We start from the raw sequence: 21947 nt of genomic DNA on the forward strand, positions 1-21947 counted from the left end.
GGCATGGGCAGCGGCGGGCTACGAGGTTCGAGGCGCCGCACTCTCCGGCATTGCCGCCGAGAATCTGGAAGGCGGATCAGGCATCCCGTCACGCACCATCGCCAGTATGGAGCATAGCTGGGGACAGGGCCGCGATCTGCTCACCGCGCGCGATGTCCTGGTGATCGATGAGGCCGGCATGGTCGGCACGCGCCAGTTGGAGCGCGTGCTCTCCCATGCGGCGGACGTTGGCGCAAAGATCGTCCTCGTCGGCGATCCGCAGCAGTTGCAGGCAATCGAAGCGGGCGCTGCATTCCGCTCTATCCACGAGCGACACGGCGGCGTCGAAATCGGTCAGGTGCGTCGGCAGCGCGAGGACTGGCAGCGTGATGCCACGCGCGATCTGGCAACCGGCAGGATCGGCGCTGCGAACAACGCCTATGACGCGCAAGGCATGGTGCATCAGGCTGCAACGCGCGACGAGGCGCGATCTGAACTCGTCGAGCGCTGGGATCGCGACAGGCAGGCGCATCCAGAGGCAAGCCGGATCATTCTCACCCACACAAACGACGAAGTGAGCGCCCTGAACCAGGCCGCGCGCCAGCGCATGCGCGCTGCTGGAGAACTCGGCGACGAGGTGCAAGTGATTGTCGAACGCGGCCCAAGAACCTTCGCCAGCGGCGACCGGGTCATGTTCCTGCGCAACGAGCGTGGCCTCGGCGTCAAGAACGGCACGCTTGGCATGGTGGAAGAGCTCAGCACACAGAGCATGACCGTGCGCACCGATGACGACAGGTCGGTTCGCTTCGACCTGAAAGATTATTCCCACATCGACCACGGTTATGCCGCAACCATTCACAAGGCGCAGGGCATGACCGTCGACCGGACGCATGTGCTCGCCACGCCGGGCATGGATGCACATGGCAGCTACGTCGCATTGTCGCGGCATCGAGACAGCGCGGACCTGCATTACGGCGGAGACGACTTCACAACCCGCGAACGCCTCGTCCATACGCTGTCACGGGACCGCGCCAAGGACATGGCGTCGGATTACGAGCAGGTCGACCCGGCGCAACACTATGCCGAGCGGCGCGGCATCACGTTCCGCGAGCGCGTGGTCGAGATCGTGCGCCGGATCGTTCCGGAGAAGCTGCGCGACAGGATCAGCGGATTGCTGGACGGGTTGCGCTCGCCCGCAGACGGCGAGCCCATGCAGGAACGTGGACCTGGGCCGGGAAGGGAGAGTGTTGGGGTGCGGATCGGAGATGCAGACGCGACGCCCGGCAGAGGAAATCTCGCCACCGGAGTGCCACGCGCCGCGAATGTGCCGGTGGACGCGGAAGCGGCGTTGCGAAGCGCTCGTACGAAGGCGCTTGTTCGTCACGCACGCGCTCTCGACGCGATATCGCACAACGGAGATGCGGATGGGCAGGGCAGTCCCGAGCAGATGCGCGAGTTGAGGGATGCACGTAGCGCCTTCGAGAAGGTGCGGCCGTATGGCTGGCGCGATGCCGAAGCGGCTTATGTGAAAAATCCCGAGCTGGTTCGTGAAGCGGGTGCCGGCCGCGTCAACCGAATCGTGCTTGCTCTCCAGCTTGAGACGGAAATCCGCACCGGGATGGACATCGATCCCGGCCGCCGCGCCGACCGTTTCGTCGAACGCTGGCAAAAGCTCGATCGGACGGGACGGGAGCAATATCAGACCGGCGACATGTCCGGCTACAAGTCAACGCGTTCGGCCATGTCCGATATGGCCAAGAGCCTTGAACGCGATCCTCAACTTGAATCCCTACTGGCCAATCATAAGAAGGCGCTTGGCATCCAGGTCGAATCCGGCCGGCGTCTGGGTGTGGAACTCGCTTTCAACCACGGCATTGGCAGCGGCCGTGGCATAGGAATCTAAACCCTCCGATTCGCCGCCGTTTTCACGCCCCAGATCGACGCGATGACAAATCTGATTGCGCGGCGACCTTGGGTTGTCCTGTCTGGTTCCAGCAGGTGCCAAATGCTCTGAACGAAAGACAAGGCAGCCATGCCTGAACTGGATCGTATCATTCGCCTTAAGACCGTCCTCGCGCGGACCGGCTTGTCCCGCTCGACGATGTACCGAAAAATCGGCGAAGGCACGTTCCCGGCCCAGGTCAAGATCAGCTTAAACGGTGCGGGATGGAGGGAGTCGGACATCAATCGGTGGGTCGCTGATCCTGTCTCATGGCACACCAATGCATCACGAAAAAACAGCGACTAGTGGCGGTGGAGTGGCAGGTTGCGCCCATCGTTGAACAGTCCTCTCTGATGTAAGTTCAACGACTGGGAAGAGGCCGGAAGCGGAATGGCAGCTCATTGAGGAGCCATATCCGGAACATAGTCCGACGCATTCCTAGCTGCGCTTGTTTCGAGGCGATAGCAAGAATGTGGCAGCGGTAGTGCCGTTGCCTACCGATCATTAGAGAGCAGGTGAACCGTGCGTGCTAGTCGCTCAGATCGAGACGTCAGAATACCGCGTGCCCTGCGGCCAGCAGCCACCGCGATGATCGCCTATGGGTTGAGTGGCGCATCATCCTGATCCCACCCAAATACATCTTGATGCGGAACGTCGACGTCGCGAAGGCGAAATCGCGATATCAGAAATTTCTCAGCTCCCTCATAATCCACGCTTGGTGGCCAATGCAGCTGCCAGCTGCTGAAAAAGGCACCAAGGTAAACCTTGGCATGGGCGCTTAGCAGCTCATCGGTGAACACGGCCGGTAGGAGCGCATCGGGCTCGGTTTCGACCTTATCTAACAGGGCCATTCCCCGGCTTCGGAGCTCCTCAAGTGGGAGATCTTCCGGCACATCAAGCCGAATGCCCATCGCGATGTTGCTTAAGATGCTCAGAATCTCCCAATCTTTCATGCCTCGTTCATGCATCTCGAGCAATCGCGCCCGAGTGCCAGGATCGTGAGCGATGCCTGAAATTGTGTACCGAAGCGATACAAGGACTTTGTCATACCTATTTTGCGCGTCACCGAGTGCACGTTCCAACTCGAACGTTGGACCCGGCCCGTCGAACCACTGAACACGGCCGCCGGCGCGGCTGACGAAGGAACGCTCGGGATCGAGAGGCGCGATCGACTGGCGGAAGAACTCGGCAAATAGATCCTCAGGAACAAACTCCCGGAACAGTTCCGCGTAGGGCCGACCAACAAAGGTTGGTTCCAGCACGGACCTGTCAAATTGCCTCGCTAAGGCCTCATCATCGAGCACGGAGATTGCGCGAAGGGCCGCAGCGAACACCAATAGAACATCAGCACTTTCCTCCGGCCCTCGGTCCCGCGACGGCAGCGTCACGCGAAATGCGGCTCGCGTCTCGGTCGGCTCTTCTACCGTCAGTCTCTCAATCGCGTCGGAAACCTCGATATTCATGGTGATATCGACCGGGACGATTCCCAGGTCCCTGTTCGCGAAGGCGAAGACTACAAGCTGCAGTTCCGCGATGATCTGCTCGGCCGGTGGGGTCGTGCGATAGTCGTTGAGGAAAACGCAAGTCCAGCGGATGCCCAGCCCCTCCCAGCGGACGTGTCGTTCGAGCCCGAGATCGCCGAAGGGTCGATCGAGTAGTGCTTCCTCAAGGCCGGTCCACGCCTCCGGCCAGGTGCCTCGGTTCCAAAAGCCATCGGGCTCGTTCGCGGCGCTCAGAATCGGATCTCTGAGTAAGGGAGGCCACTCGCCTACAAGTTCGTCTAGCGCCTGGCGTGTCGTCGGGCTCCCCCGCTTCAGGAAACCAAGTAGGGACGCCAACTGTCCCAGATTGCTCTGCAGGCGCGGATGCCGCTCGGTGTTCAGTGGATGATCGTCATGGAAAATATGGGCTTGAATGAACACGGGAAGCAGCCGAAGAAACCCAAACGAATTGCCGGCACCGTCTTCGGCATCGAGCAGGTCGAGCAGAGCCTCGGGTTGCAGGCGGCGGACACCGTCGTCCCGCTCGTAACGGGTTAGAAGCGCGGCCGTCATCGCATGGTACTTCGCAGCATAGGCGAGACCATGTTGGCGATATTGTTCGGCAAGCAGGACCAGGATGCGCACCGCTCCTACTAATCGCTCACCAGAGAACCACTTGGCTTTGGCTCGATGAAGTTCCCGGATGGCAGCCGCGGGTTGGTCCCGCTCGAGCAGCGACAGAGCTCGATCGATGGCCTTCTCACCGGCCGCGACGCCGCCCATACGCTCAGCCAGCAGATCATCGGCTCGTGCTGCGAGACCCATCAACTCCGGATCGTCACCGCGGAGCTTGACTATCTCGACCAGCAAATCCGCAAATGCTTCGATCGGATAAAGTGACGCTTGCTCGGCGCTGTCCAACATCGCGTTCCAGAATGCGATCACAGCAGAAAAATCGGGCGCCAGGCCGGGTCCTGCAGGCGTCTGCTCCAGAAGGGCCCGCACGTGCAGCAGGCCCGCCCTTCGTCCCGGACCGATCGCTTCGTCGAGTTCTGATTGCACGGCATCTGCGAGTTTGCGCCGATAGTCATGCAGATCGGACTCCTTCGTGAGGAACTGTCCCAGCCAGTACCCACCAAACGCGTAGGTCAGTAACGTCGCAGCCGTAGTCAGATCGCCGATGTCTGTATGGGCTTCGACGTCGACGAAGTAGTCGGCAACCAGATGAGCCTGACTGGTCATGTCGCCGCGACCACGCAGATGAGCGACGGCTATCTCATAACTCGCCGAGCGAACCAGATCGCGCGGCGCCATCGGCACGAGGAAGCCCGCCATTCTCTCTATCCAGAATGATAGGTCCGGTCGTGCGACAGCTTCAAACGTAGCATGACGCAGACCCGCTTTGATCGCAACGAAGTCGGCGCGGCTGATCGGAAGCACCGTCCGAGCCTTCCAATCCACCTTATGCTGCGCATAGCCGTCGTCGTCCGACTGCATCTGTGGGCTGATCTCGGCTGGGACGTGCAGAAATTCCTCCGCGATCCAGAACAGGTCGGGCTCAGCCAACCACTCTGCAATGGTATTGCCGTCGAAGATTTGGAGCTCAGCCCCCATGCCGCTGGCCGCGGTTACCAATTCCTGGCGTTTGGCAATCGGGAGATTCGCCTCGCAGAAATAGACGATCTCGTCGACCTTGCCAGTCGCGAGGATCTTTTCGACATCGCCACGGATCTTTCTTTGTATGCGCTTTTCGAGACTACAGGCAAACGCGACCGCCCATTCTCGCGATGAGCGCGCCGCGAACAGGGAGCCGGCCACGGGTAGCGGAATCCCGGTTCGAAACGTCTCGAAATCGCGGCCTCCGTCCCCACCGGCGCTGACGGGGCCCGTCGCAGGCAGGATGTTGCTGTAGATGCGGGCGCGGGCAAGATGGCGTGCGAGATGCTCGAACTCGTGGTGTGCATTACGGGAACCCAACTCGCTCAAATGAAAGCGGAGCTGGGCGGCGAGTTGGACAGGATTTACCATTTCATGCGCGTGTGTCGGCCGAACACACGCCCCCCCAATCCGACGATCTGCGAGAATTGCGATAAACGCGACCCGGTGAGCATATGGGTCGAGCACATATCAATGTCCGCCTTCACCGGTTCAACCGCGGAGCTGGATACGCTGGCGTATCTGCTGGTAGATTTGAATCTCGGCTTCGTGTGCGACCTGCACGACGATGGCAAACCGTTGGCGGTCAAGCTCCGTCGCCCACCCGGCTTCGCATCGAACGACGATGTAATAGCGATCGCCGTAGTTCGAAATGTCGGTCTTGAACGTCGCAGTAGCCGACTGGAGCGTACTCTTCTCCCTCGATTGCGGACCGGGGACCATCTTACACTGGAACCGATTTGCGATGTCGGGGATCGCCTCGTCACGCGGTCGGCGGCGATAGTGTTCCGAGATCAGCGCCGGCTCGCACCCCCGCACGAGGCGGAAACTCATACCGACGCCGGCATAGTCATTGCGGCTGTGACGGACCGGCGGATCGTACGCAAGCGAAACGCGGATCGTGCGCCGGCCATTTGTGCTCTGAAATAGTGCTGGAACCGGCAGCTCGTAGATGGCGAAATGATCGATCGCCAGCTCGTCTTCCGCACAGAGCACGACGCGTGCGTCATCGGAGAATGCGGCGTGCTCCAGATTGATCTGCCCGTAACCACACACCCACCGGACTGCGTCGTCGCCCAACGGCGACAAACGCCGGTGTGCGGCCTCAGGTACAGTCGCCGAGGTGGCAAGTAGTGCGCGCACGAGGTTGGCCGACGCCTCTGGAAATCGGGACAAAACCTGCGCCGCCTTGAAGGCGACGAGCGGCGCCGCATAGGAGGTGCCCGATCCGCTGGTGATCAAATGCTCAATCGGCCGATGATGAAGCGTTAGCAGGCCGGCGCTCGCGATGTCGCGGCCGTCGCGTAGTCTCTGAACGAGAGGGTCGACGATCATCGTACCGCCGATGTCTATGAAATCCGGCTTGACCGATCCCTCCACCCCGGGCCCGATCCGCGTAAATGGCGACGGCTCGCCCTCCTGCGTGATCGGACGCACCGCAACCTCTGCGCCTAGTCGCGCATCGAGCCCATTGCCATGGGCGAGAGACCCGACCGTCACAACGTTGATGGCGCCGCCGGGCTCAAAAATCCGGTTGCCCTCTTCGATTAGGTAGCGGGGATACTCGGTCACAGCCTGTTCGATCCTGTTGCCCGCACGCGGGGCACGGTTGCCGGCCGAGACCACGATCACAACATCAAGCTCGCGCGCGAGTTCATCCAGTGTCGCGGCCCAGGTGCCGACTTTCCCACCGTCATAGACGCGCTTGCGGTCGGCTAGCGCGATGACAAACAGCCGGCATCCAAAACGGGCGTGAAGCGCAGTGACCGCTTCTCGCATCTGAGAGGGTACCAGTCGCCTCTCATCGAAATCGCCACGCTCGTTGACGACTTTGGCGGAACAAAGACGCGCTGCGCGCGCGAGGGCACCGCCGGCAAGCTGAGCACGAAGATCTCCGAATACGGCCACGCCGCCGACGCGCGTTCCATGCCCCCATTCGTCGGCAGTGCCCAGACGTTCGGGAACGCCGATCGCGCCCACGAGGATGTCCTCAATTAGGGGATGGTCATTGACGCCGCTGTCGATCACGCCGATGAGCGGCGCGTCTTCACCAAGGAGCCCCGGCTCCGGCAGTTCGCCGAGTTCGAGGCGCATGGCTTCTGCCGTTGCAACGTCCGGGGACGGCGGAAGGTCGATGGACGCGACGTCCTCAAGCGACAGCAACGATCGAAAAACCTCTCCGCTGGCGCGGATACGTGCCATGGTGATCGACGGCCCAATATACTCGTCGAGCCATTCGCCGCCGCGAGCGACCACATAGGCTTCGATGTCGCCAAGTTTGCGCTGACGTAGGTCACGTCGGCCCAGATCCCAGAGCTCCAGGTCGGCGATCAACTCACCGACAGCGTCGAAGTCTTCGGAATCGGTGTAGCCCTCTTCTCTCAGGCGCATCCCAATCCGATCTCTTGGATCGACCGTACCAACCGATGCAATCGAGGCGACGAAGTTCGCATACGGAGCGCCCGCCTGCCCAGCCGGGATCGGACCGCCATAGGCGACGATCCGCGCCCGGAAGTCGTGCAATTCGTCGTTTGACGAAAAAAGGACAAGAGTTCGGTCAGCGTCGCTCGATAGCACCGTTAGGCCTAGATCCTCCCAGTCACTTTCGAGCAGCGAACCCGTCATGCGGACACGAAGGATCAGAGATGGATTGACGGTCCCAGGAGGACGGCGGCGCTGCTGAACCGCGACCGCATCGTTGAGCTCCTCGGCGATTCGGCGGCTGTGATCAGGACGGTCGCGCTCCGGTGCTGCACCAAAGCCCGGGCGCTTGCGGCGTTCGAGTTGCTCCGGCAGCCTTGCGAGCTGCAAATGGTCGTACCGGGCCATTAAAGCGGCCTCCTACGACTGGCTGGTGAGGCGCGACCGACCCGCACTGCGACGCTGTTCGTCGAGGATGGCGGCATTGAAATCCCGCTCCCTGACGTCCTTGCGCTTTTCGATGACCGCCGACTTTATCGCCTGAATGCAGACGCGCTCGATCTCCGCGTAAGATAACCCGATCAGTTCACCAGCCTTCGTTCCGACATCGAAGGCCGTCGACACATTTCGGAATTTTGTGCGTAGGTAGCGGCCGATCAGCTGCTCATCCGGCTTGTCGAACCAGATCACCTCGTCGAACCGCCGCCAGATCGCGCTGTCGAGAGCGTGGTCGAGGTTTGTTGCAGCGATCAGGAAGCCCTGGGGTCTGAGGCGGTCGATGAACAGGAGCAGACTATTGACGACGCGCCGGAGCTCATTGTGCTCGCTTGAATCATCGCGAGACCGCGCCAAGGCGTCGAACTCGTCGAGAAAAAGAACACAAGGCTGCTTCCGGGCGAAGTCGAAGATCTTCCGAAGATTGCTCGCGGTTTCCCCAAGATAGGAGGAAATCAGCTGGTCGAGTTTGACGGCAAACATCGGCAAGCCGAGCTCAGCGGCAAAAACCTCCGCTGATACGGTCTTGCCGCAACCGGGCGGTCCGCAAAACAGGAGCTTTGACCGCACAGGCAGACCCCTGCGTCGGATTTCTTCAGCCCGTCGGAACTCCTTGAGGAGACCGATGAAGACACGCGTGTTGGAAGCGCTGAGAACGACGTCTTTGGTTGTATGCGTCGGCTCAACCCGCTCGACAAAGTCCTTGGCGGCATCCGGAAACGGGATGAGTGGCGCAAGCGATTTCATGGACCTAGGCCCGCTCGGCGAAGGACCGTTTTCGAGAGTCTTGCGAAGAGTGCGCGCAAGAACCTTGTTGTTCTTCTTTTCTTCCTCGACGATTATCTGCTCGGCAACCGCACGAAACTCATCGTCGCGGCCATAGCTCGCCAGCAATTTCTTCATTAATTCACCGCGAGCCATCCGAATTCCTATGCTTTGTCCTTGTAAGCTAGTAGATATTCACTCCGTGCTGCGGAATCCGACGCTTGGCACCAAACCGTCAGAATCGCCTAAAGATACCTTACTGAGAAATCACTCTGGTCGAAAGCGGTCATGAGGCTGCTACTGCTGCCCTGACCGCGTCCGGGAGGACATCGATTTCCTATCACGGGACGTCCGCTTTAGGGGTCGGATGAGAACTATAGCAATGTCTGGAATGAGGCGCAAAACAGCCGAATGACGCGGCTATCGGTCTATCCCCCAAATAGGCGTGCTAAGAAACCGCGCTTCGCGGGTTTCGACGCGGGAGGCGGGGTGGCCGGACTCGCGATCGGTTTGGCAGCCGGTTTCCAGTCGCTGGGCTGGACCATAGACGTCTTCGGCAGTTGCGGGATGGCCCGTGGTGCAGGCGGAGTGACGCGCTCCGGCTCGCGCCGACCCGTCCGCATCGTCGGAATCTCGATGACCTCCTTGGCCCGCGTTACGGCGACGTAAAACAGTCGTAACTCGGCGGCATCATGCTGCTCTTTTGCCGCCTGTTCTGCTGGCGAGCGGGCCTCCCGGGTCTTGAGGAAATCATCCATCAGCCGAACGTTCCGCCACTCCCGTCCCTTCGCTTTATGGGCCGTCGAGACGACGATGTCGGCCTCACCCTCATCAAAAGAGCGATTGAGAGCCCAGAGTAGACGCTTCTCGCCCTTGCTTTGCACCAGGTTGACGAACATGGCCAATTGCTCGCCCTCGGTGGTTTTTGAGAAATCCACCACCGCCTGCCAGTTGGTGAACCCGAAGAACTCCGGCGCCTCGGCCGGCCGGCCTTCCTTCAGATCAACCACACCTCGCAAGAGAGTCTTCAGGTCCTTGTTGTCCCCGACAAGGTGGGGCTTTCTGTCGGCTTCCAGGCAATCGATAAGCGCGGTCATAACGTTGGCATTCGTGCGCGCCAGGATCGCGTCGGGATTGCAGATGCCGACCCGGCTGCGCAACGCGCTGTTGCCGGTTAACGGCCTCAGCTCACCAAGGCGGGCGAGAACGCGCGACGCTTCATCCGCAATCCCCGGACCGAAGCGGAACGACTGTGTTAGATGCACTGTTGTGTCGGTCTCGATAGCCTCCATCGCGTTGACAGCGCCGCGCCATTCGTAGATCTGCTGGTATCGGTCACCCACATAGACCAGCTGGCACTGCTGCCGCTTGAGGACGTCTAGTACGACCGGGTTGGTGTCCTGCGCCTCATCAAGGAGGATGTAATCGACGGCAAGTTGCGGCTTCGACAACGCCCATAGCTTGAGATATCCGTCATGGCCGAGCGGTAGAGGGTCGCGGCCATCACACATCCGCTCCCAAACGTGCTGGGCATTGGTTAGAGCATATTCATTAACGGCCTTGAGGGTCGGTTCCCCTGCGGCCAGCAACGACCCGTGGCGTGGCACGTGGATTTCGGAAATGACCTCGTCTGCGCTGTGGGCGAAGCGCCGGACGGTCTCCTGAACCAGGTAGGCTTGCGATACCGCCTGCAGGCTGTGATCCTTGTCGATCCGCCAGGATTTTTTGATGCCGAGAATCTCGGCCAACTGCCTTGCGCTTAAGCGGCTGAAACATTTATCCCGATTGCGCTTGTAGTCCGAGGAGATGGACTTCAGTGCCAGGCTATGGGTTGTCGCGCAGTCGACCGTTGCCGGAAACTTTCCCTTCGAATCTGTAACGATCGCCTTGTTGAAGGCAACGTATTGCCCGCGCCGTCGCGTACTCTGTGCGAGGAACTGGAGGGTCGAGGTCTTGCCGGTTCCGGCGTAGGCATTGATGCGCAGAGACCCGCCGGACAAAAACGCTTGGATCGCCTGTTCCTGCTCCGCCGTAGGTGTTCGGCTGCCTGCTTTCATAGGCACGCGCTCATGCCCCCCAATAGCCTTGGGCTTTCGAGAGGTGCGGGCGGCAGGCTTCATAGCTTCAAACAGGTCAGGCTGCTTCGACGCCTGGAGCTGCTGGATCCGCGCAAGCAATTTCTTCGCGCTCGGCGTATTGCGATGGTCGCGCAACTCGCTGGCAACCGCACGTAGGGTTGGCGTGTTCCCGGCCGCCAGTGCCTTATTCGCAATCGCCTCGATTTCGCTTACACTTAAGGAAAGATACGGCCGTTTCATTTTGCTCCCCGCCCCGAGGCAATTCGCCAACGAACGCGTCGATGAGTCAAGATGAAACAAGTTATGCCGGGCTATTATGCGACCGGTGTTTTATTAACGCTATGGCAGCTTGCGAGACAAAACGCCGGGCTTCTGAATGCCGATGTGAGCGCGCTTAGGTGCCATTGAGGTCAGGTCAGGCAAACGTCCGCTCACAGGCAAAAACGAATTTGCCTGAACGGCGGAAATCAGGCGCATTGCTGACATTGATTGAGAAACAGATAATCCTAAAGGCGCCTGTAGATGCCGCCTTCGTCTAAGTGTTCGCGGTACCGCGTGACAAGCGCACACCACGGCCACCGCCATTCTCTGGAATGAATTCTATTCCGGCTGCTTCGAGCGATAGCTTCAGCGCTTGCAGGATTGATTCAGATGCTGGTTTCGAACCACGTTCGAACTGCACGATCGTCCTCAAACTTACCTTGGATAGATCCGCCAGTTCCTGTTGAGAAATGTCGAGAAGCCCACGGGCCGCGCGAACTTGGGCCGCACTTACCTTCATTGTTCAAATGCCCTGTTGCACAAAAAGTGCAAATATGCTTGTTTTAGGTAACGGCCGTTGGAAGTGGTTCCCCGCTTCCAACAGTCTAACCACGCCCACGCTTTGCGGAGCTCGGATCATGGCTGATTCCGACAATAACACGACTTTGCCTTTCGTCACCCGCAGGAAGGTGCTTGCGGGAACAGCAACCGCAATGGCGGCGACGCAGGCTACATCGTTCGCTGGCATCGACTTGGAGGGTGATGACGCCATTGATCCTGCGGTGGCGGTGTGGAAACGATGGCAGGCGGCTTGGGAAGAGGCTGAACGGCTTTGCAATCAGCAGCAGCGGCTGGAGAGGGTACTTATCGAGACCGTTGGCTTCCCTTGCACGACAGTTACCTTGTCCGACGGAGAGAGCGTGACAGTTCACTCCGTTGAAGCCCTCCAGGAATTGCTCGGTGTTCGTCCCGCTAACACAGTGGCCCGCACCCAAGCTGAAGCTGAAATCGTAGCCAATCAGGCGCGCTGGGATGCCGCCGCTAGGGAGATTGGTTATTCGACAGCCTTACTTGCTGAGCACGAAGCTGGCGAGCGGGCGAAGGAATTACTCGAAACCTTATCCCAAGTTCCTGCAACGTCGCTCGCCGGTATAGCCGCCAAGCTAAATGCAGCGCTTAGGGAAGGGGAGTATTCGCTACATGACAGTGAGCCCCCGTGGCCACAAATCCGCTCGGCCTTAGACGACATAGCTCGGATTAGAGAGCAGAAAGTCTCAAGCTGAACTTCGGCACTAAGGTACCGGAATCGCGATCATTCGTCGGTGTGGTGATTTTCGCGGGGCTTACCGAGACAAACTCTCTACACATGGAGCGACCGATGCAGTTCCGAAAGGCATTTGCGGAGCCAGGACGTCGCAGCGTCTTCGACGCACCGGCAAACCATGGAATCGAGAGTGGCCCGCACCCTGCTGATCAACATGTCGGCAGGCAGATCGCTGCGGTTCGCGTGCAGTCGGACGTCTCGCAGGCACAGCTTGCCCGATCCATCGGTATCAGCTTCCAGCAGCTCCAGAAATATGAGAACGCGAGAAACCGCGTGAGCGCTTCCATGCTCTACGAGATCGCTAGTTCACTAGGTGTTCCGGTGGGCCGCTTCTTCGAAGGCCTGCCGGGCAATGAGATCGATCGTGATCCTCCTCCGCTGCCGGTCGACGAACGCATCAATTTTATTGCCAGCACGGAAGGTCGACGCCTGATTGAAAGGCTTGTGCATCTCCATCCGCGAGTGCGAGGTCGGGTGTCGTCTTTAATCGCAGCATTAGGAGAGGAACTGGCAGTCATCGACCCAAAGCAGGAGAGCGCTAGGTCCAGCGAACCCATGCCGGTCGAATGCAGGCTGGCTTGACCGGCAGTTATGGCAAAGCTCAACGAGTTCCCTTCGACGGCTGGAATGGCGAAGTTCGCGCTGTCGCCTCGATCCGCACCGCCAGGGAGGGGATGGTCGAGCGAGTGTTTCCCGAAGAGACTTCGACAACGGCTATATCGCCGCAGGCAGGGAGAAAGTGGTCCGGTCGTTGCCTACGGCGATGATGGGAGCGTTGCATGAAAAAGCTTCCGAACGCATCCCAAGTTCCTGCCATAGGCTTCCCAGCAGCACGGCTGCAGCCCGTGCGATCTAGATTCGCCAGTTCGGCGACTATCCGATTTGCGCGCCGAAGGGTCCCAAGTGCACGATCGAAGGCGTGTGCCCCTTTTATCGCCGGTCGTGTTAGTGATGCTCGGCTTCGTGAAGTCGGCACGACACAGACGCGATGGTGGATTGCTGCGCGAAACCGCCCTAGCGGTAACGCCGGAGGAGCTTCGCACAGCCATGCTTAAGTTTGTCGAAGCACTCGCCATCGCCGATGCCAGAGGCGATCATCTCAAATCCGTCGGCGCTTCGGCTGGCCGAAATGCTGCCATGGATGCAGATCGCTGCAAGAAGAAGGCTTCCGACACATGAGGCGGGCCGCTGTCTACGCACGCTTTTCGACCGAGCTGCAGAACGAAAAATCCACTGAAGACCAGATTGCGCTGTGCCGTGCTTACGCAGCGCGCAACGGTCTGGCTATCGTTGCGGTCTACGAGGACAAGGCGCGCTCCGGCTCATCTATATTGGGTCGCGACGCGCTGATGCGCCTGATGGAAGCTGCGGGCCAGAACGCGTTCGACATCGTCGTTGTCGAGGCGCTCGATCGCCTATCGCGCGACATGGCGGATCTCGCAGGTCTTCACAAACGTCTCTCTTTTCTCGACATTGAAATCCAGGCTGTTCATGACGGTATCGCCGATGCGGTTCTCATTGGTATTCGTGGACTTGTCGGTCAGATGCAGAGGGAGGATGGCGCAAAGAAAGTCCGTAGGGGTATGGCTGGAGTCGTCCGTGATGGACGTCATGCCGGAGGCCGGGCCTATGGCTATCGACCGGTCTTGGGCCATCCTGGCGAACTCGAGATCGTCCAAGAGGAGGCAGACGTTATCCGGCGTATTTTTGCCGCTTATTCGGCCGGTCGCGCTCCACGTGACCTAGCCGGTGACCTCAACCGGGATGGTATAGCGCCACCGCGGGGGATACGGTGGAACGGTTCCACCATCAACGGAAATGCACAGCGCGGCGTAGGTCTGCTCTTCAACGAGCTCTATGTCGGTCGGATCGTCTGGAACAAGGTCCGAATGGTGAAGAACCCCGATACTGGCAAGCGTGTTTCTAGGCCAAATCCAAGGGACCAATGGCAGACGAAAGAAGTTCCGCATTTGCGCATCATCGAAGACGAAACTTGGCACAAGGCGCAGGCTCGCAAGGCAGTGAGGGTGAACGCAACCTCTCATGTCAAGCGTCGGCCAGCTCACCTGTTGTCCGGTCTGCTCCGCTGCGGCGTTTGCGGTTCAGGTCTGTCGGTTCACGATCGTGATAAGACAGGCAAGACGCGTATTCGGTGCTCGGCAGTGCGAGAAAGCGGGAGCTGCTCCAATCGGCGCATCATCTATCTGCCCGAGATCGAAAAGGCGGTCCTTGATGGCATGCGCGACCAACTGAAAGCCCCCGACCTCATCGAGGCATACATCCGCAGATACAACCAAGAGCGCCGAGAATTGTCCGCACAGGCGAATGCGATGCGCACAGCGCTGCAAGGCAAGCGCGATCGGATAGAAGGCGAACGGCAGCGCACGATCGATCTTGTGATCAGAAGCGTCATTGCTGAAGAGGATGCCAAGCAGCGTATTGCAGAACTCAAGACGCAGCTTTCCGAGGTAGAGGCACAGCTCTCCGGTCTCGATGAGCCGCTGTCACCCGTAGCTCTCCACCCTGCGACCTTGCAGCGTTACATCGAAACCGTCGACGGCCTTTCAAAGGCGTTGGCCGACCACGCAACTGCTGCTGACGACCGTGGCCCGCTGATCCAAAACCTTCGAGGACTTGTTCATAGCGTCACCGTGCACCCCAAGCGGGCACGTGAGGGCTTCGAAATCGAGGTCAAGGGCAAGCTTGCCGCCCTTATAGGCGGGGCCGCATTTCCCAATGCACGGTATACTGAAAAGCCCACCGGACAGGGCAGCCACTTCAACGCTGCCGTTACGTACGATAGTGGGTTGGAAGTGGTAGCGGGAGAGGGACTTGAACCCCCGACCCCAGGATTATGATTCCCGTGCTCTAACCAACTGAGCTACCCCGCCAGGGCGGCGAAAGGCCCGAAATCCGCCTTAAATCGAAAGGCATTTCGAGGCGTTCGCCAAGGTCGCGCGGATATAAGGTTGGGAGGGCGAGCCTGTCAAGCATCGATGCGCGAGGGGCGCCGGCATATTGTCGCCGGTAAAAGCTTTGCCGGGCTGGCATCTCCGGTAAGCCACCGGGGTTGAGTTCGACGGGGCACGCCGCTATGTCTCGGCCAAGAAATTAGAGTTTGAAGCTGATGAAGCCGCGCATTGCAGTCCTCGGTTGCGGATACTGGGGCAGCAACCACATCCGCACCCTCAAGGCGCTCGGCGCGCTGCATGCGGTTTCCGATGCCAATCGGGCGCGGGCCGAAGGCTTTGCCAGCGAGCAGGACTGCCTGGCGATCGAGCCCGACCAGCTGTTCGTGCGTGACGATATCGACGCCATCGTCATGGCGCTGCCGCCGCAATTCCATGCCGATCTTGCCGTGCGCGCCGCTGAGGCCGGCAAGGACGTGCTGGTGGAAAAGCCGATTGCGTTGACCGTGCCCGACGCCGAGCGCGCCGTGCAGGCGGCCAGGGACAACGGCCGCGTGTTCATGGTCGGCCATGTCTTGCGATTCCATCCCGCCTTCGAGACGCTGAAGGCGCTGATCGACAATGGCGAGCTCGGCGAGGTTCGCTACATCCACTCGCACCGGCTCGGCCTCGGCAAATTCCACACCGAGAACGACGCACTGTGGGATCTGGCGCCGCACGATCTGTCGATGATCCTGGCCATCACCGGCACCGAGCCGATCGACGTCAGGGGCGAGGGGGCCGCACTCCTCGACAATCTCAGCGATTTCGCGCATCTGCACATGCGTTTTCCCAATGGCTTGCGCAGCCATCTCTTCACCTCGCGGCTCAATCCCTATCGCGAGCGGCGGCTGACCGTGGTCGGCACCAAGGCAATGGCGGTGTTCGACGATGTCGAGCCATGGGAGCGCAAGCTGGCCGTCTACCGCCATGCGGTGTGGCAGGACAGCGGCCAGTGGGCCTTCACCACCAACGAGCCGTCCTATGTCGCGGTCGGCCAGGGGATGCCGCTGACGCGCGAGCTCGAGCACTTCATCCAGTGTATCGAGACGCGGGCCGAGCCGCGCACCAGCGGCGAGGAAGCCATCAGGGTGCTGCGCATCCTGACGGCGGGTACAGTCACGCACACAAAGTCCTGAGACCGTTTCGAAACCCTGCTCTTAAGGCAGATCGAAACCAAACTGCCTCCGAGAGGGTAGTGTTTACTCTGCGGGAATCTGCGCCGGCCTGGCTGCGAGCCGGCTGAGCATGGCTTCGGCCTCGGCGCCGCGCTCGGAGCGCTCGATGAAGCCGCCGCCGAAAACGCGGGCTTCGTTGCCGTCGTCGGAATAGAGCACGCAGGCCTGTCCCGGCGCGATGCCGGACTCGCCGTCGACCAGTTCGACAAAGGTGCTGCCGGCGCGGTGATGCAGCACGGCCGGGCGCGGCGGCCGCGTCGAGCGGACCTTGGCGAACAGCTCCATGCCGGCGGCCGGAATGTCGGACAGCGCGCGATCGCCCAGCCAGTTCATGTTGCGCAGATAGATCTTGTGGGTCTCCAGCGCCTCGCGCGGGCCGACGATGACACGGGCCCGGTCGGCGTCGAGATGGACGACGTAAAGCGGCTCGCCCGAGGCGATGCCGATGCCGCGGCGCTGGCCGATCGTATAGCGCAGGATGCCGTCATGGCGACCGAGCACGCGGCCGTCGATATGGACGATGTCGCCTGGGTTGGCGGCAGCTGGCTTCAGCTTGGCGATGATGTCGGAATATTTGCCCTGCGGCACGAAGCAGATGTCCTGACTGTCCTGCTTGGCGGCAACGGTCAGCCCCATTTCTTCGGCGATGGCCCGCACCGCAGGCTTGGACAGCCCACCCAGCGGAAAGCGCAGATAGTCGATCTGCGCCTGCGTGGTGGCAAACAGGAAATAGCTCTGGTCGCGGTCGGCATCGACGGGCCGGAATAGCGCGCGGTGGGCGCCATTGGCCCCGGAGCGGATATAGTGGCCGGTGGCGAGCGCATCGGCGCCAAGGTCCTTGGCGGTGGCCAAAAGGTCGGCGAACTTCACCGTCTGATTGCAAGAGACGCACGGAATGGGCGTTTCGCCGGCGACGTAGCTTTCGGCAAACGGGTCGATGACCGCCTTACGGAAGCGCTCCTCATAGTCGAGCACGTAATGCGGAATGCCCAGTGTCTCGGAAACGCGGCGGGCATCGTCAATGTCCTGGCCGGCGCAGCACGACCCGGCCCGGTGCGTTGCGGCGCCATGGTCGTAGAGCTGCAGCGTGACGCCGACGACATCATAGCCTTCGCGCTTCAAAAGGCCGGCAACGACAGACGAATCCACACCGCCCGACATGGCGACGACGATGCGGGTGTTTTGCGGGCTGGCGGGAAGGTCGAGGCTGTTCATGGTTCTTTCGTTCTGCGCGGCGCTTCAATGGCAGTGGCGCGAATATAGGTCAACCACACCAGCGGCGCCAGCTTTGCGGCGGTGCCGATTTTGCGGGAAAATTGCGCGCCTGCCCGCCGTTGCCTCAAATGCCGACGAAAAGACTAACGCGGCGTTCATGATCCTTACCTACTCATTAGGGTTCGCTTAGGCAATTTTTAAAGCTGTGGCGGTAATGTGGTGGGGATTGGGTCTTTGAGTTTTTAGTAGAGAGTACGATGACCGATCTTGTTAGACCGCGAGTCAAATATGTTATTGGGCCTGACGGCAGCCCTCTTACGATTGCCGATCTTCCGCCGACGAATACACGTCGCTGGGTTATCCGGCGCAAGGCGGAAGTGGTTGCTGCGGTGCGCGGCGGGCTTTTGAGCCTCGACGAGGCATGCCAGCGCTACAAGCTGACCACCGAGGAATTCCTGTCCTGGCAAGCGTCGATCGACGAATACGGCCTTGCCGGGCTGCGCACGACGCGCATCCAGCAATACCGGCACTAGAGCCAGGACCACAATAGAAAAGGGCGCGGTAACCGCGCCCTTTTGCCTGTCGGTAATGCCTGCTGCTTCAGACCGTCAGCACCACCTTGCCGATCGGCCTGGTGGCGAGAAAAGCGTGCGCGGCGCTCGCCTGTTCGAGCGGAAAGCTCTTTGCCACATGGACCGCAAGCTTTCCCGCATCGACCAGTTTGCCAAGTTCGACGAGGCCTTCACGGTCGGGCACGACGGACATGCGCTCGACGCGGATCCCACGCGCAGCAGCCTTGGCTCGGGTGGTGTCGTGGACATTGAGCAGCGACACCAAGGCGCCACCGTCCTTCAGGACTGTCAGCGATTGGTCGGCATGGTCGCCGCCCATCGGCTCCAGCACCAGGTCGACGTCGCTGACCTCGGCGGTGAAATCTCCCTTGATGTAGTCGATCACTTCATCGGCGCCGAGCGAGCGGGCGAAATCGAGTTTCTTCGGGCTGGCGGTGGCGATGACATAAGCGCCGCGCGCCTTGGCGATCTGCACCGCCAGATGCCCGACGCCGCCTGCCGCGGCATGGATCAACACGCGCTGGCCGCGCTTCAGGCCGCCATGGCGGACAAGGCCTTGCCAGGCGGTCAGACCGGCCAGCGGCAGCGCGCCGGCATGATTGTGGTCAATGCCTTGCGGTTTCGGTGCGATTTCATCGGCCGGGGCGACAGCGAGTTCCGCATAGGCCGCGGCCTGCTTGGGAAAACGCGGCATGCCGAACACGGCGTCACCGACCTTGAGGCCTCCATCGACGCCTGGGCCCACCGCCTCGACCGTGCCTGAAATATCCCAGCCCAAAGTGAAGGGCGGTTCGCCCAGCAAAGGATAGTAACCGGCGCGCACCGAGCCATCGACCGGATTGATGCCGGCGGCATGCACGCGCACGAGCACTTCGCCTGACTTGGGCGAGGGCGCGGGGCGATCGGCGATGACGAGGACGTCGGGTCCGCCGACTGAATTCTGGACAACGGCACGCATGGGAGGCTCCTGCTGGGGTTTTCTGAGCCACTATCATTTCGATAGTAACATTCCCTTGTCCAGTATGTACCTTTTCCATATATAGGCACCTCATGGATAGTGATAATGATTGCGGCTCCGGCTATGACGCCTTCCAGCGGACGTGTCCTTCGCACGCCGTGCTCGAGATGCTGGCCAGCAAATGGGTCTATCTGACGGTTTGTGCGCTGCGCCGTGGCCGGATGCGCAATGGGGAACTGGCGCGTAAGCTCGACGGCATCACACCCAAAATGCTGACGCAGACCCTGCGCGTCCTCGAGCGCGACGGGCTGGTGCGGCGCGAAATCTTTCCGGTGATCCCGCCGCGGGTCGAATATGAATTGACCGAACTTGGCCAGAACTTGGCGGGGCTGCTCACCCAGATACGCTCCTGGTCGGAAGAGCATGTGCCTGACATCAAGCAAGCGCGGGCGAGGGCGGCGGCGAACCAGGACGGGGATTTGGCACGGGCCTGAGGCTGCGGCCGCCTTGCGGCCAAGTCAGCAGCGCTGGAGCCTTTTGGTCCGGAGCAAGAAGATCGGCGTCAGGCGGCGCCGGTCGGGCTCAAACCCTGCCGTCAGCCGATCATGGCGCTGCGACCGCCGAGTTCCGCGTCGCGGATCTTGGTGTCGCGCGATTCCAGCATCTCGGCCTTGGAAAGCTCCGCTTCAGCTTCGCCGAGTAATGATTCGGCAGCGCTTCGCTGCTGGGCGAGGTCGCTTTGAGAGTTTCTGAGGTTATCACGGCGCAGACGCGCCGCCTTGGCGAAGGTCGGATAGGCAAAATGATTGATGTCGGTGATGCCGGCCTTCTTCTCCTCGGCGGTGATCTGAAGCTCCAGTTCAACGGCCATGCGCTCGAACTCGGCGATCATCATGTCGAGCTGCAGCAGCTGCCGCCGCTTCTCATTCACCTGAAATTGCTTCAGCCGAACGAGGTTTTCACGTGACTTCATGATTCGGTACTCCCGGAAACGCACACCTGCACATATCGTCCAATCCGCCCGCCAGGGCCTGGCGCCGCCCGTATCCACCGGCATTCCCCGAACTATGGGAAACAAATCCCTAAAGTTTTTTGCCGGCGGTAACCATTCGTTTACGCGCATTGTTAATCATAAGGGCGAGGACTTAAGGCCGGGTAAAAATTCCGGCTCCCGATACGGAAGCCGGCCAGCGAGTCCCTTGAGTCACTTAGTCCGACTTATTAATGTGTAGCATTAGCGATTTGGTTCTGTGATTCATCATTAGATTCAAGAGGGTGTAGAAAGGGGTTAAAAAATCTGGTACCGTCCTTGGTGCGGAATTAGGTTTTGTTAACCATTCGATGGCAGCCTCTGTTCAGGCAATCACTGCTCCGGTCCCGGATGGGTCGTGACATGGTCCGGCGGCAGAAAAGGGGAATGAAATGCGCGTTCTGCTGATAGAAGACGACAGTGCAACCGCTCAGAGCATCGAGCTGATGCTCAAATCTGAAAGTTTTAATGTTTACACGACCGACCTCGGCGAAGAAGGTGTCGATCTCGGTAAACTTTATGATTACGATATCATTCTTCTCGACCTCAACCTTCCCGATATGTCCGGCTACGAAGTCTTGCGGACACTTCGCCTGTCCAAGGTGAAGACGCCGATCCTGATCCTGTCCGGCATGGCCGGTATAGAGGACAAGGTGCGCGGCCTGGGCTTCGGCGCCGACGACTATATGACCAAGCCGTTCCACAAGGACGAACTGGTCGCCCGCATTCATGCCATCGTGCGCCGTTCCAAGGGCCATGCCCAGTCGGTCATCACCACCGGCGACCTGGTGGTCAATCTCGACGCCAAGACCGTCGAAGTCGGCGGCCAGCGCGTGCATCTGACCGGCAAGGAATACCAGATGCTGGAGTTGCTCTCGCTGCGCAAGGGCACCACGCTGACCAAGGAAATGTTCCTCAACCACCTTTATGGCGGCATGGACGAACCGGAACTGAAGATCATCGACGTCTTCATTTGCAAGCTGCGCAAGAAGCTCGACGCAGCATCCGGTGGGCAGAACTACATCGAGACGGTCTGGGGTCGCGGCTATGTGCTGCGCGAGCCGGAAGACATCCGCGTCAGCGCCTGAGCGAACACCATCCGATTGAATTTAATGAGAAAACCCGGCTCAGGCCGGGTTTTTTGCTGTCCTTCTTGGCCGAGGACGTGCCGAGTCAGGCGGCAACCTTCAAGGTACGAAAACGTTCGAGCAGTTGCGGCCGGTTGAACGGCTTCAACAGATAACCCTGGGCGCCGGCGCGCTTTGCCTTCATGATCGAGGCAACATCGACCTCGACCAGTGAGATCAGAATCTGCGGTTTGATCGTGCTCTCCATGGCGCGAACCTGGCGAATGACGTCGACCGCTTGCATGTCCGGCAGGGCGCCGTCGACGACAATCACATCAGGCATCTCGGCAGCGCACATCTCGACAGCATCAAGTCCAGTTGCCGCTTCGATCACCACCATGTCGGAGCCGCCAAGAATCCGTTTTGCAACCTTTCTGATGACGCTCGAATCGTCGACAAACATGCAGCGCTTCATTTCCGGGTCCTCTTTGCCATGGTGCGAACCGGCGGCATCCGGGTATCGGGATGCACACTAGGCCAATCTGGTAAAGAAGCAGAAAAGCCGTTAGGTAAAGTT

The 21947-nt window shown here is 60.2% G+C and carries 19 protein-coding genes and 1 tRNA gene; 10 read left to right on the forward strand and 10 right to left on the reverse strand.

The annotated features are described in order from the left end of the window. The coding region (locus tag NKJ75_RS13025) for an AAA family ATPase (RefSeq protein ID WP_352499763.1) at positions 1 to 1882 on the forward strand (1882 nt) is incomplete at its 5' end. 129 nt (positions 1883 to 2011) lie between these two features. Next, positions 2012 to 2227 (forward strand): helix-turn-helix transcriptional regulator, encoded by a 216-nt coding sequence (locus NKJ75_RS13030; RefSeq protein WP_032998854.1) that lies wholly within the window; start codon positions 2012 to 2014, stop codon positions 2225 to 2227. Positions 2228 to 2517: 290 nt separating this feature from the next. On the opposite strand, the gene NKJ75_RS13035 is transcribed toward NKJ75_RS13030, so the two are convergent. The 5 genes from NKJ75_RS13035 to NKJ75_RS13055 all read right to left on the reverse strand — a co-directional run bounded on the left by NKJ75_RS13035 (position 2518) and on the right by NKJ75_RS13055 (position 11598). After that, positions 2518 to 5430, reverse strand: a complete 2913-nt coding sequence (locus NKJ75_RS13035) for a hypothetical protein (RefSeq protein WP_352499764.1) — start codon at positions 5428 to 5430, stop codon at positions 2518 to 2520. A 120-nt stretch (positions 5431 to 5550) separates the two neighbouring features. Beyond that, a complete protein-coding gene (locus NKJ75_RS13040) occupies positions 5551 to 7887 on the reverse strand; it encodes a S8 family peptidase (RefSeq protein WP_352499765.1) in 2337 nt (778 codons plus the stop codon). 12 nt (positions 7888 to 7899) lie between these two features. Next, positions 7900 to 8877, reverse strand: coding sequence for an AAA family ATPase (locus NKJ75_RS13045; protein WP_352499766.1), 978 nt, complete (start codon positions 8875 to 8877; stop codon positions 7900 to 7902). Between the two features lie 290 nt (positions 8878 to 9167). Continuing rightward, positions 9168 to 11057, reverse strand: a complete 1890-nt coding sequence (locus NKJ75_RS13050; protein WP_352499767.1) for a UvrD-helicase domain-containing protein — start codon at positions 11055 to 11057, stop codon at positions 9168 to 9170. Between the two features lie 295 nt (positions 11058 to 11352). Continuing rightward, positions 11353 to 11598 carry a helix-turn-helix domain-containing protein gene (locus tag NKJ75_RS13055; RefSeq protein ID WP_084567686.1) on the reverse strand — a complete coding sequence of 82 codons (246 nt, stop codon included), beginning with the start codon at positions 11596 to 11598 and terminating at the stop codon, positions 11353 to 11355. Positions 11599 to 11716: 118 nt separating this feature from the next. Here NKJ75_RS13055 and NKJ75_RS13060 point away from each other — a divergent pair, with 118 nt between their 5' ends. The 4 genes from NKJ75_RS13060 to NKJ75_RS13075 all read left to right on the forward strand — a co-directional run bounded on the left by NKJ75_RS13060 (position 11717) and on the right by NKJ75_RS13075 (position 15260). Continuing rightward, positions 11717 to 12361 carry a hypothetical protein gene (locus NKJ75_RS13060; protein ID WP_352499768.1) on the forward strand — a complete coding sequence of 215 codons (645 nt, stop codon included), beginning with the start codon at positions 11717 to 11719 and terminating at the stop codon, positions 12359 to 12361. A gap of 95 nt (positions 12362 to 12456) precedes the next feature. Continuing rightward, positions 12457 to 12984, forward strand: coding sequence for a helix-turn-helix domain-containing protein (locus tag NKJ75_RS13065; protein ID WP_352499769.1), 528 nt, complete (start codon positions 12457 to 12459; stop codon positions 12982 to 12984). A gap of 465 nt (positions 12985 to 13449) precedes the next feature. Then, the gene (locus NKJ75_RS13070; protein ID WP_281391397.1) at positions 13450 to 13581 is read left to right on the forward strand and encodes a hypothetical protein; all 132 of its coding nucleotides are present in this window, start codon (positions 13450 to 13452) and stop codon (positions 13579 to 13581) included. Then, a complete protein-coding gene (locus NKJ75_RS13075; protein WP_352499868.1) occupies positions 13578 to 15260 on the forward strand; it encodes a recombinase family protein in 1683 nt (560 codons plus the stop codon). The genes NKJ75_RS13070 and NKJ75_RS13075 overlap by 4 nt, the downstream gene beginning before the upstream one ends. Here the strand turns inward: NKJ75_RS13075 and NKJ75_RS13080 are convergent. Next, a tRNA-Met gene (locus NKJ75_RS13080) sits at positions 15217 to 15293 on the reverse strand. The two genes, NKJ75_RS13075 and NKJ75_RS13080, sit on opposite strands and share 44 nt — an antisense overlap. 236 nt (positions 15294 to 15529) lie before the next feature. On the opposite strand from NKJ75_RS13080, the gene NKJ75_RS13085 reads away from it, so the two are divergent. Beyond that, entirely contained in the window at positions 15530 to 16489 is a 960-nt protein-coding gene (locus NKJ75_RS13085; protein WP_023699712.1) for a Gfo/Idh/MocA family protein, read from the forward strand. Positions 16490 to 16552: 63 nt separating this feature from the next. Here the strand turns inward: NKJ75_RS13085 and mnmA are convergent, their stop codons facing one another. Beyond that, positions 16553 to 17743, reverse strand: coding sequence for a tRNA 2-thiouridine(34) synthase MnmA (gene mnmA, locus NKJ75_RS13090; protein WP_023683624.1), 1191 nt, complete (start codon positions 17741 to 17743; stop codon positions 16553 to 16555). 257 nt (positions 17744 to 18000) lie between these two features. On the opposite strand from mnmA, the gene sciP reads away from it, so the two are divergent. Then, positions 18001 to 18276, forward strand: coding sequence for a CtrA inhibitor SciP (gene sciP, locus NKJ75_RS13095; RefSeq protein WP_013529904.1), 276 nt, complete (start codon positions 18001 to 18003; stop codon positions 18274 to 18276). Between the two features lie 67 nt (positions 18277 to 18343). On the opposite strand, the gene NKJ75_RS13100 is transcribed toward sciP, so the two are convergent. Next, the gene (locus tag NKJ75_RS13100) at positions 18344 to 19273 is read right to left on the reverse strand and encodes an NADP-dependent oxidoreductase (RefSeq protein ID WP_023833538.1); all 930 of its coding nucleotides are present in this window, start codon (positions 19271 to 19273) and stop codon (positions 18344 to 18346) included. 92 nt (positions 19274 to 19365) lie between these two features. Here NKJ75_RS13100 and NKJ75_RS13105 point away from each other — a divergent pair, with 92 nt between their 5' ends. After that, positions 19366 to 19767 (forward strand): winged helix-turn-helix transcriptional regulator, encoded by a 402-nt coding sequence (locus NKJ75_RS13105; RefSeq protein WP_023725005.1) that lies wholly within the window; start codon positions 19366 to 19368, stop codon positions 19765 to 19767. Between the two features lie 101 nt (positions 19768 to 19868). Here the strand turns inward: NKJ75_RS13105 and NKJ75_RS13110 are convergent, their stop codons facing one another. Further along, positions 19869 to 20246: a flagellar export protein FliJ gene (locus NKJ75_RS13110; protein WP_023669945.1), complete on the reverse strand. Its 378-nt coding sequence runs from the start codon at positions 20244 to 20246 to the stop codon at positions 19869 to 19871. Between the two features lie 449 nt (positions 20247 to 20695). Between NKJ75_RS13110 and ctrA the strand changes: the two genes are divergently transcribed. Then, entirely contained in the window at positions 20696 to 21391 is a 696-nt protein-coding gene (gene ctrA, locus NKJ75_RS13115; protein ID WP_006203583.1) for a response regulator transcription factor CtrA, read from the forward strand. An 85-nt stretch (positions 21392 to 21476) separates the two neighbouring features. On the opposite strand, the gene NKJ75_RS13120 is transcribed toward ctrA, so the two are convergent. Beyond that, complete coding sequence (locus tag NKJ75_RS13120) at positions 21477 to 21845, reverse strand: response regulator transcription factor (RefSeq protein WP_023669946.1); 369 nt, start codon at positions 21843 to 21845, stop codon at positions 21477 to 21479. Positions 21846 to 21947: the final 102 nt, after the last annotated feature.

Origin of the sequence: Mesorhizobium sp. M0058 (assembly GCF_040323095.1) — a bacterium.
Taxonomy (GTDB): domain Bacteria; phylum Pseudomonadota; class Alphaproteobacteria; order Rhizobiales; family Rhizobiaceae; genus Mesorhizobium.